We start from the raw sequence: 12,249 nt of genomic DNA, 5'->3' as shown, positions 1-12,249 counted from the left end.
TTTAGTAATAGCTCATTCTGACACTATAAGTCTTTAAAGGAAGTTGATACTGAAAGGTCAATAATACTCTTTGATATAGGCATAGGCTCGGTCAAAAAGTACCTGGTCTTTAATTTTATACTTGGCCCATAGAATTTTTCTCAAGGATTTTTGCACCTCTCGCTCTCCATTACTTGTCTGCTGCCACCCTTCAAAACGGACTATACGTACATGAGCGTCAATATCGGTCACGATACGTTCTACAACGGCAGGAGTCTTATCCGTTTTTAGTTCCAGGAACAATTCGGTCAAGGCCGCCTTAGGTGTTTTTTCTTGAATCAATTCTTCCAGTTCCTTTTCGGCTTGTACCGTTTCCTTGGCCAACTTGCATAATTCCTTCACAAACTCTATAGATGTTATTAAACCTTGTTCGGCTTTATCTCTCAGTGCCTCCAGGCGTTCACTAAGCGATTTGAATTTAGGATTTTCTGCATGTTTCTTGAATCGCTTTATCAAAATCTTTTCAAGCTTCTTGGCATTCTTAGGGTCGGGATTATTAAATATTTCCTCGATAACATCGGCATCCAAGATAAACTCGTCCAATTGATGTACATCGCCTACATGGATATTTTCATGAATCAATTTAGTGGTTTGTGCACCCAAAGAAAACCAAAGCAATTTCCCCATGTTATCGGCAGCCGGTTTTACCGATTCAAATACTTGGGATAGCCATTTGTAATCTTCATAATATATATCCAATGTTCTATCTGGTGATAAAGATTCCCATAGTTTGGACAGATATTTATAATCTTTGGCAAAGGCATCTTTTTTCTTGTCGGTATTAATAGCGTTCTGGGCCGCTTCTAGGCCTTCAAATCCTTCCAATGTTCTATCAACACCATCAAAATGGCTTAAGGCATCCTTCATGGCTTTGGGTAATTTTTCCCGCAGCTCCGATAGATTGGAAATTACGCTCTTAATGCTTTCTTCATCGAACTGTAAGGCTTTGGCCGCATCATCGAATACACCAAAATAATCGACAATTCGCCCAAAGGCCTTGTTTGGAAAAAGACGGTTGGTTCGGCAGATTGCTTGTAAAAGGGTATGGTCCTTCAAAGACTTATCCAAGTACATGGTCTGAAGTATCGGTGCGTCAAAACCTGTCAATAGCTTGGCTGTAACAATAATAAACTTTAAATCCGATTGTGGATCGTTGAACTCATCCACTATTTTATCTTGTCGGCTTTTGTCCATTCCCCATTTTTGTTTAAAGTCTAAGGGGTCATTGGCCGAAGTGGAAATTATAACAGTACTGGCTTCTTCCGGAAAATAGGTATCCAGCTCTTCTTTGTACTGAACACAAGCGTAACGGTCCGGGGTTACGATCATGGCTTTAAAACCATGTGGATTTACCTTTTCTTTAAAATGGGTTGCGATATCCGCTACAATTTTGGCAACCCGTTCCGGTGATTTTAAAAAAGCGGACATTTTTGCAGATTTTTTGTTCAAAGCATCCGCCTCTTCATCGGTCAGGGCCGCACTTTCTTTAAATTCTTCGAATGCTTTATCAATATTTTCCTTATCTACATGGACATCTACCAACCGAGGTTCAAAATGTAAGGGCAAAGTGGCATCGTCGCGAATGGAATCCTGAAAGGTATACCGCGACATATAACCACCTGCGTCTTCCTCTGACCCAAAAGCCCAAAAAGTGTTTTTATCGGCTTTGTTTACGGGAGTGCCCGTTAACCCAAACAGGAATGCATTGGGCAAGGCTGCCCGCATTTGACGCCCTAAATCACCTTCTTGTGTTCTATGTGCTTCATCTACCAAAACAATAATATTCTCCCGGGTGTTCATATTGGGTTTGGCATCTCGAAACTTAAAAATCATGGAAACAATGATCTTACGGGTGTCCCTTTCCAACATAGTTTGCAGCTCTTTGATACTATCTGTAGTCTCTACATTGGCGATATCGGCCGCATTGAAAGTTCCGGATATTTGGGTATCCAGATCGGTCCGGTCCACTAAGATGATAACCGTGGGACTTTTTAGTTCCGGTTCGCGCCTTAGTTTTTGGGCGGCAAATACCATTAAGAACGATTTCCCGGAACCTTGAAAGTGCCATATCAAACCTTTTTTAATACGGCCCTCTTTAACACGTTCTACAATCTTATTGGCGCCTTCGTACTGTTGAAAACGGGGTATGATCTTTATCCTACGCTTCTTTTTGTCCGTAGAGAACAAAGAAAAATTACGCATAATATCCAATAACCGCCTAGGACTCAACAAATCGGATAATTCTTTACCCACTTCGCCCAATCCCAGCCTTTTGGCAATGGCATCTTCGTCGTTTTCCAATCGCCAAGGGGCCCAATATTCCATAGGGCAGCGTATGGCACCGTAATATAGTTCTTTGCCTTCCGTGGCGAAAGAAAGTATGTTGGGGACAAATAACTGGGGAACCGAGTTCTCATAAACATCATGTACTTCATGGGCCCCATCTAGCCAACTTACGGAAGGGCGTATCGGAGTCTTGGCCTCACCTACCACAACAGGAATTCCGTTAATCATCATCACGATATCCGGAATCTTGGTTTCACGGTGGTGAATGCGGTACTGATTGGTGACAATATATGTATTGTTCGTCAACTCTTCAAAATCAATAAGACGGACAGGCACATGACGATTATTTTCTCCAAAAGGCATCGTTTTATCACCGGTCATCCATTTAAAAAATTCCTCATTGGCCCTGACCAATCCTACTTGGTTCACGGCTAAAAGTACCGTTCTCAACTTATAAATAACTTCGTCGGCCAAATCGGGATTGGCTTCTATCTCTAGATTAAGCCGAATCAAAGCTTCTTTTAATTCTTTCTCGACAAGAACTTCGTTAACCCCTCTTTGAATTTGGTCCGGAGCTTTATATATCCATTGGGCACTATAAGTTGATCGCGGTTCGTGGGCCGTTTGGTTGTTTAGGTTATGCCCGCTCAGTTGATGAATAATATAATGTTCTACGCTATTAAGTTCGTTAAATGCCATAACTCTATTTATTGTTTTTTCAGAAACTGAATATCCTTACTTTGTGTTTTTTTAAAAGAAACGAGAACATCTAGTTGATGCGCACATCTTCTATAATAAAGTCTTCCATCGTCTCTTTGACCAGTATTAAAGTGTAACTCGAACCAGCCATTTAGGGTTTTAATCTTTTTTGCCTTGTAATTATTGTTATTCAAAATCTCTTTGATTTTTTTCAAAGGACCAGAATAGTCTTGAATTTCATTATTAAGAACATCTATAGAATCACCCATAAATTGAACTTTAGGTAAAGTCAGATTAATCAAATCTTTAAATTGATTGGATCTATGGCTATGAATACTTTGAAATTTTATTAGGTTTTTTTTCGCATGGGATAACTCTTCGGTTAATACTTTGTTACGTGATTTTAAATCTTCTATTTCTTCTGATTGAAGTTCAAAATATTCTTCTTCTAGTTCATGATTGTATCGCTCATTAAGAATTGGAAAATTATCTCTTAATAGCTTATGTATGGATTCTTGGTCAACGCTATTCTCAAGTCGCAAGTACCAAGAATACAAATTTCCATCACTACCAGGTCTATAACTAACTCCAGATCTAATAATTTCAAATAGAGATTGGTTCAGTAATTTAATTATTTCACCCAGAGTTCTTTCATCACAATCCAACAACAAATAAAGATTATTATGTTCACTTTTGTCAAATCGGAAATGAATATCTTTTTGCTTAGGAGTGTTAGAGGTTATGATTTCAGGAGAAACAGCTATTGCAATTTTTACACCGTGTATGTTTTCCACCAAATCACATTTTAATGCGACTATTCTTGCCCATGAGAATATTGCGTTTTGATCTAGAAGTGGAGCTAATTGCTGGGCATGCATTCTTCCAACGTATCCAAGAGAATCTCCATTTTTCCTTTTTACATGAATGGCATTATTGTCCTTAATATTTTGAGGTTCTCTTTCTAAATATACTTTTTCATTCAAGGTGCACTTTCTTACGGCCTCATGTCTAGAGTCATAATTTAAACCAGCGGTCCACAAGGAGATATAATCTTGATGCCGACTTTCATCTACATTATAGTCCTTAGTTCCTTTTATTTTTTTTAAAAACCTTTTGAAGCTCAACATAGCATATTATTAAATTTAACTTCCATACCCAGAAAAATCAATTAAATAAACATAACCACGTTTTTTTGATTCTTCGTTCCATTTATTACTATAAGTTGTATTATTCCTTTTATCAGATATTAATGATTCTTTATAAGTATGAACGTAAATAGAAGAAACTATAAATCCATTAACTTCAGGTAAGTGACTGATTTTATTTGAAAATGCATGCGAGAGCAACGCAACTTTTTGATTATTTTTAAAAGCATACCAAAACGTTCCATAATCATTGATAATTGGCCTTAATACTAAAGTGTCCCCGAGGCTTACATTGTTTTTTATAAAATTGAAACAGCCATTACCATAATTACTAGCGCTCCAATACAATGTAAGCTTATCAATGCCTTCATTAACAGCAATACCAAGTTGATTCAAAATATTAGGCGGAACAGTGTATCTAATTCCTTCTTCCAAGGCTGTCTCTCTATCGTATTTTATAACTACCAATTTTCTCTTTGCTCTAGAATATGCTACATAATACAAACGTCTTTCCTCTTCAATATAATCAAGTAAATCATCTTCGTTAAACTTACTGGTGGTTGGTAAGTTTGAAAATGATGGTGGTATTAACACAGCATCAAATTCTAAACCTTTTACTTTATGCATAGTTGTAATAACAACTTCTTGCAAGGAATTATCTCCCCCTATTTCTTTTATATTCTGTTCATATATTTTACCAAACTGCCCATCATCATTACGTCCGATATCTTCAATAAATTGAATTAAATCCCCATAAGTTGAGTCTTCATCTTTTTCTTTTTCAAACTCGTATACCAAACAATGAAAAACATCTAGTATGTATTGATCCCAATTTGGATGTTCTCTTAATATTGTAGTTTTTAGAACTAAAATCTCTTCTAAATAATTTAAGGTTAACTGGTTTTGACTCTTTAATTTTAAAACTCTTAATAATTCATAAAACTCTCTTGTCTTGGTTAGAGCTACCTTTGCTCCCTGAACTCTTAACCTTGCATTCAAATTAAGATCTTTAAGCATATTAAATGCCCTATATACCTCATTGTTTGAACGGAACATAATAGCAATCTGACGATAGCATCCTTTATCATCATTAATTCTTAAAAGTTCTTGCAACTTTAATTTCCAATCCACCCTATTATTTCTGAAACCTATAATTTCTACCGGTGAATTAGCTGAAGATGTTTTGTTATAAGCCAATAATTCTGGCATCTTAAAACGTGAATTATTACGACTTAATAATCTTTCAGACTCCGTTAAAATCTCAATATAAGACCTATAATTAATATTCAGTTTTAATACTTTTGGCTTATAAATATTTGCGAACGTATCGTAATAAGATTGTGGACTCATAGGACCACCTAAATTAGCTCGCTCATAACCATATATACTTTGATTGGGGTCACCGATAACACAAATTCTAGTTTTTTCTGGATTGGCAATAAATTTCAATAATTCCATCCTCTCCGATGTTATATCCTGAAACTCATCCACAAATACATACTTTATCGTTCCTAATCGCTGACCAATAGTTCCTGGTGTATTATGCATTATTTGAATGAACCGAGGTGTCCATTCATCAAAATCCAAATCATCAAGTTCAGCCCCTAAAACATGTTTTATAAATCCGTGAAAAGTAAAAATCTTTAATTTCTGAATTAATTTTGAATATCCTAGTTGTTTAAAAAGTTTACCCAATCTTTCTTTTAGTTCAATAACCACGGCACGGTTATATGCTAAAATCAAAATATTGTCTGGGTTAATTTTATCTTCTTGAATTAATCGTGCCACTCTTAATGTCAGTGTATGCGTTTTTCCTGTTCCAGGGCCGGCAATCACTTGTATGTTTTGATTTAAATTAGCATCATAAACTTTTCTCTGACTCTCATTTAAAGCTTCTTTAGCCTCTTTTAAAGCTTCTTCTCTAAAAGCGACTAAATCAGGGTGATTTTCTTTCCAGTTTTCAATTAGAAGTTGTATTAAATCTTTAATACTTGAGCATTTAAAATACCCTTTAATAAAATTGTCATGCTCGTCATCTTTTAAATCGGTAAGACATTTAAGAGCTAACAATCTTAACTCTTTCATTTTATTACTTTCGTCAAACTCTTTTTGATATTCTAAATCAGTATCATTTTCTATATCAATTTTTGATAAATCATGAATAAAAAGTTCAATTCCCATTGGCACTAAATCACCACCGTCTCCTTTTAAATAACCTAATCCTTTCGATATAAATATTAGTTTTTGAAAATAGTCATCTCCTTTTTCTTCTATTAGCAATTGATTAATTAAGTCTACTATATTGAATGTTTTTTTATCCTTTTTTATATTTTCTTTTCTTATGTGATTAATCAATTTTATCAAATCAATTTTGAAGGCATTCAATTCCTTCAAAGAAATATCATTGGAATAATGTCCATTATAGATCAACTGTGATACAAAAGCTTTTTCTCCTTCATATTCTATATGGCTCTTATGTTTTAATCTTGGTAAGAAATTAATTAGTTTAAACGCAAACTTTGACCTGACATTCTTAAAATCTTCAATTAATTTTTCAGTGATTCCTTCTTTAGTTACCGGGTCGTTTTTTTTATTTTTTTCTTTCCAAAAAATATTTTCAGGTAAGAGATTAGAATGAATAACAGTTTTTATTTTAGAATTTAACTCTTGATCATCTAGCACTACTTGATCACCTGGTTTGGTTATCTTTAAAATTTCAGTCGCAAAATCAAAAGTTGCCTCTATTATAGGGGATTTTATATTTGACCTCCATGATTTTAGTTCTGGTGTACGAATATGCGTAATTTCTAATTTAATATTCCTTTCAAGAATTATAAGTTTAAATCTTTGGGCTGTAAATAATACTTTAAAAAGTTCTGTAGTTGTTTTAAGTTTCAATCTATCTTTTAAAAATTGCATATCTACCATCACAATTTCTGACTTTTCGAACTTATCACCTTTTATTTGTAATAGAAGATTAAGCAAACTTTTTAATTGTTCATTTTCTTCCTTTGTTTTTGTGACTATTAAATCTGTATTGTCTTGAAGTATTTTTATAGGTAATTGAGATGGTGTGTAAACACCAAGTTTAATTCTTTTTAATTTTTCTAGCCAATACAAAATGATTCTAAACACGGTATCCTTATCATAAACCTCGTCATATTCTATATCTTGCTTTAATAAATCCAATGGTAATGGAAATGCATTTTCTTTTTCAATTTTAAGTACTCGAAATTTAGAAATATAATTAAAAATTGTAGTCCGTACTTGTTCTATTTGAGACCAAGTAATCTCGTTCTTATGCTGTAAATCTTTAATTTTATTAAAATCATCTTGTGTTATTAAACACTTAGCTTGTAATGGATTGCTTTTTGAATAACCGGCAGCTTCAAATGAAGTTTCATTTCTCCCTGCCCTACCTACTTCTTGAAGATAATCTTCAAAAGTTGAGGATGGCCCTAAATGAAATACAAAATGAATGTTTTTAATATCCATTCCCATTCCAAAAGCTTTCGTTGCAATTAAAATTACTATTTCACCATTTTTATAACTTTCATATTTTTCAGCCCTACCAGTACCTTCTAATCCTGCATGATAATAATCTGCTTTGCCTGCATAAGGAAGTTTATTTTTTTTTAGACATCTATTTAAATCAGCTGTCATTTCCTCTGATTGTTTTCTTGTTCTTACAAAAATCAATACCCGACTTTTCGCTTCATCAAATTTTTTTGTTTTTAAATCTTCAACAATAGCATCAATCATTCCTGGTGTATCTGCAACCGTTTTAAAACCAAGTTTGATATGTTTTCTAATAGGATTGTACTCTTTGTTATGGTCTATCCAATTTATCATGAAAAAATAGTATTAAAGTCATTGTAAATTTTTTCAGATACTGTGGCAGAAAACAATAGAAGAGGAAAGTTATTGCTACTTATTTTTTTTAGTTTAACCATTCGTTTTGCACAGTTAAAGTAATCTGGTCTAAATTCATGTCCCCATTGTGATACGCAATGAGCTTCATCAAAAACACCATATTCAAGACCACCATCCGATTGAATCCTCATTTGAAGTGCATTGTTGAACGAGCGACTTCTGAATCGCTCTGGTGTTACAAAAAGCAATGACAATTCCCCTCCTGCCATGGCTCTGTAAATAGAATAAACCTCTGAACTTCGGTCTGAGTTTATGTAATCTACACTTCCAAAGAAACCTTTATCCCATAATGCATCTACCTGATCCTCCATTAATGCCTTTAAAGGAGTTATAACAATTGTCAACCTATTTGTAAAAGCACTTTTAAACAACGCTGGTCCTTGAAATAATACAGATTTGCCTTCACCAGTTGGCAAAGTAATAAGCTGATCTTTATTGCCTTCAATAATAAGATCCAAATACGGAACCTGACTAGGTCGCCAATCAAACTCTTTTAGGAATACTTGCCGTAATATCTCTTTTATTCTATCTATATCTATTGGTAAATCTTCTATTGGGTTTACACTATCAATATGCTTATCAGCTTCTTTTACGGCTACTTCGTAGGTTTCAAAGTCCTTCCAAATCTTTAAAGTTCTATGACTTACATTCCAAGATTCATATAAGCTATTGTAATCATTACATCTTGGATCTAAAATCCATAATCTGTGATTCGGATCTGCATAATGCAATAGGTCCCGGATATGGGAAATTTTAGGTTTTAATAATTCTAGAAGAAAAAAGGTATCACTAATTACTGGTTTTTTAGAAGTATTCAGGACTTCATTTTTAATAGTAGTATTTTCAGAATCATCCTCATCAACTTCATTTATTCTTTTTAACCTTTTATTGTTTAAGTTTTTAAAGTAGTTCGAATTAAGCGCAGAATAATAGTTTTCTAAAAGATTGAAACTGTCAAAAATAATATTTAGACTGTCTACATGATTAGCCTGTATAATACGTTCTAGTTGACCGATATGTTCTATAATTAATCTGAAGGTAGACTTACTTTGATGTAATAATTCTAATCTTCTACCAATAGATATAGACTGTTTAGGAATATAATACCCTAAGTGACTAAAATAATTTTGGAGTATTTCTATTTCATCATAGTTTTGGATCAATAACACAGAAGCCTTCTCTTGATCGACTATTTGATCTATTAATTGTTTTTGAAAAACCCAATATCGAGAACGATACAAAGATTCCGGATTAAATCGAATTACTTTATTCTTTAGTGTCTCGACCGCGCTAATCTTGGCAATTATGGTCTGCTCTTTTTTTAATATTGCAGCATTCGGTTGAATATCTTCAATACTACTAATATCAAAAGTGAGTAATAAATTTTCCCAATTGAAATTGCCCCAAATATTAAATTTATTAAGAGTTACTTTTTCTATCCATATATTATCAAATGGTTTGGGTATATCAACCTCAAGATCTTCACACTGTTCTAAGGTAAGCTCAGAGAAACTTTGTCCACCAGAAAACTTTAACCAAATATGATCATCGTTTTTAATTTCACTCATTAAGAAATCTAAACTAACTTCTTTTAAAACCTTTTTATTCTCAACAGACAATAAATCATTATGAACAGTAATTACATTGATGTCATCTAGTTGTGATAGCTGGTCTTGATACAATAATAATTCAGGAATCGTAAAATACATCACATTTCTACCTGACCATATTATTTCTTCACTAGGATAAAATAGGTCTAATACGTTATCTACATTATTCTCAATTTTAATTTTAGCACTTACTGGTAATTGAGCCCAAAACGTAGGTTGGCTTAGGGATGTATTATAATTCACATAATTTAACAACACTTGCTTTTCCCAAGCATTTGTATCATCAATTTCCTGAATCTTAGTTTTATTTAATTTATATAAATCTTTATTGGTTGCATCATTACAATGAAATTTAATGTTTTTTATGCTTAATATTTCATTTTTAAATTTATCAGAACCAACAATTAATATATTATTAGCATCTAAAGCATCTATTTTATTTTTTAATTTTTTAACCAATGCATTTGGCGTTGGCTGTGGTCTGAAAAATTTTCTTTTTTCAGAATTGATTAACGCTAATGGTTTCCAGGTTATAGCTTTCTTAGATTTTAATTCTTTTATTTTTTCTACAATATTGCTTGGTAAGTATGAGAACAAGTACATCAGTTTGTCATCTTCCATATACAATATGCGCCAAAACTGATTCAGAAATAGTTGCCGCGTTAATTTTGCGTCATCTATCGCGTTATGTGCAGTAACTAAGGCATAATTCTTAAATTCTGGACTTAAAAAAGCTTCTACCAGTAAGGTATCCCAGATTTGATTTTGAGGTATGTTTACCTCAAATTTGGATAAGATTGGAATATCCCATTCAACAATGTTATGACCTATAAAAATTGTTGAAGTAGATAATAGACAGTTATCAAATTCTTCCAGTCCAGAATCTATTTCATTTGTATGAGAAAAAAAGTTTTCATTTTTTTTATGATCGACCCAACCTATTTGGTCAACAACCACTCCATTGGTCTCTAAATCAAAACAAATAAAATCTAATTGATTAGCAATACTAATTAATAATGTCTCATATACCTTTTTTTCGACTTCACTATCTGAAACCTTATTTATAAACGGTAATAAAGGAAGAATATCAATGCTTGATAACTCATTTAATATTCGAGACTGAAAATCAAGATTACTGTTAGGAAATATCTTTATGGCTAATTCTTTATCGAATTTTCCGTTTTCTTCATTTAACCAAAGTTCAAAACTTAATTCCCTTGATAATTTGTTTAATATCTGGTCTTTTAATGTTTCTTTATTTTGCAAAGTAGAGGCAGAAACTAAAACGTTTAAAACCTTAAATTCATTGAAATTAATAATCTCAAATTCACTGTTGACGTAGATTTCTAGGGCAGATGAAACAATTTCTAAATGTGATTTTTGTAAAACGTTGGCAAGAACAGTATCAACGCTTTTATTCGTAGTAGATAGATATTTAATACATGATTCTATCAATTGCCCTCCCCAAAAATTTATAGGCAATTTTCTTTTTATCCACATTTCAAAAAATAAAAAGAAATACTCATCATGCTTAATATTGGTATAAGTCACCAAATATGGATCTATGCATTGCCACTTTTCAACAAGAGCGTTGATCGTTTCTTCATTTATGAAATTTTGCTGTTCAGATAAATCCTTTTTAAATTGACTTAATACTAGTGTTGCAAAGTTTGATACAGGTACATTAGTTTTATAAACATCAATGTATTTTTGAATATTTTCTGGAACGGTTACATTTGAAATTGAATCGAGAATTATATATTCCATATTGGAAATAATATCTTGCTCATTCGCTTTAACCGCCAACTTTTTAAGTCGTAATTTGTTATTATGATAAAATAAGTTTGTTGTTACAAAAGTATCTTCTAATTCAAAACCAAAAGTTCTTATTTTGTTTATTTCAATAGGATAATCAAAGGATAACCAATCTATAAATTGCGTAGTTTGATTATTATTTGAAATAGTTCCTTCTAGTATTTCTGAACTAATTTTTGCTACATTATGTTTTTTTGATTTTTTTTTACATAAAATTATTTGACCTCTTTGAAGCGTAGAACAATCTTCGATAATTTTAAAATCAGAATCATCTCTAGCTTTTATGTCTAATGAAGCAATAGAGTTTATATCATTAATTCGTTTTATAAAGGCATGGTCTAATTCTCGTCCTATAAATTTTACGTATGCATAAAACGTATTTTCTGATTTATTTTTAGCAACTGATAGAGATGGATGTTCATTAGTTGTAATCCGTTTAATTCTAGATTTACGTATAGCCTCCCTTTTTCTTGCTTCAATCTCCTTTTTTTTCTTTATACCCTCTTTTTTCTTAATGTTCTTTTGGTCACTATTTTTTGTTTTTTCTTCCTGTTTCTTTGAAGTCACTATGCCTAAAGACTCTTCTACTATTGGAATCCATTCTTTAGGGATATCATTTAGATGATCTAGTTTAAGCGTAATATGTCTCTCTTTTAAAATGGCGGCCAAACCATTAAAATCTAATTTGTATTTATGTTCTATATCCTTAAAATCCATTTGCT

4 protein-coding genes are annotated in these 12,249 nt (G+C 32.6%); all 4 read right to left on the bottom strand.

What is annotated here, in order from left to right:
• Window positions 1-57 precede the first annotated feature (57 nt).
• Genes J8L85_RS12585 through J8L85_RS12570 form a run of 4 tightly spaced genes read right to left on the bottom strand, consistent with a single transcriptional unit; the run spans window position 58 to window position 12,244 of the window.
• A complete protein-coding gene (locus J8L85_RS12585; protein WP_211017719.1) occupies window positions 58-3,024 on the bottom strand; it encodes an HsdR family type I site-specific deoxyribonuclease in 2,967 nt (988 codons plus the stop codon).
• Between the two features lie 8 nt (window positions 3,025-3,032).
• Window positions 3,033-4,151, bottom strand: coding sequence for an HIRAN domain-containing protein (locus tag J8L85_RS12580; protein ID WP_282103039.1), 1,119 nt, complete (start codon window positions 4,149-4,151; stop codon window positions 3,033-3,035).
• Between the two features lie 15 nt (window positions 4,152-4,166).
• Window positions 4,167-8,021, bottom strand: a complete 3,855-nt coding sequence (locus tag J8L85_RS12575) for a UvrD-helicase domain-containing protein (protein ID WP_211017715.1) — start codon at window positions 8,019-8,021, stop codon at window positions 4,167-4,169.
• Window positions 8,018-12,244 (bottom strand): DEAD/DEAH box helicase, encoded by a 4,227-nt coding sequence (locus J8L85_RS12570; RefSeq protein WP_211017713.1) that lies wholly within the window; start codon window positions 12,242-12,244, stop codon window positions 8,018-8,020. Before J8L85_RS12570 ends, J8L85_RS12575 begins: the two co-directional genes overlap by 4 nt.
• Between the last annotated feature and the right edge of the window lie 5 nt (window positions 12,245-12,249).

The organism is Maribacter sp. MMG018 (assembly GCF_018100785.1).
Taxonomy (GTDB): domain Bacteria; phylum Bacteroidota; class Bacteroidia; order Flavobacteriales; family Flavobacteriaceae; genus Maribacter.
This window is presented reverse-complemented; position numbering and strand designations above follow the sequence as displayed.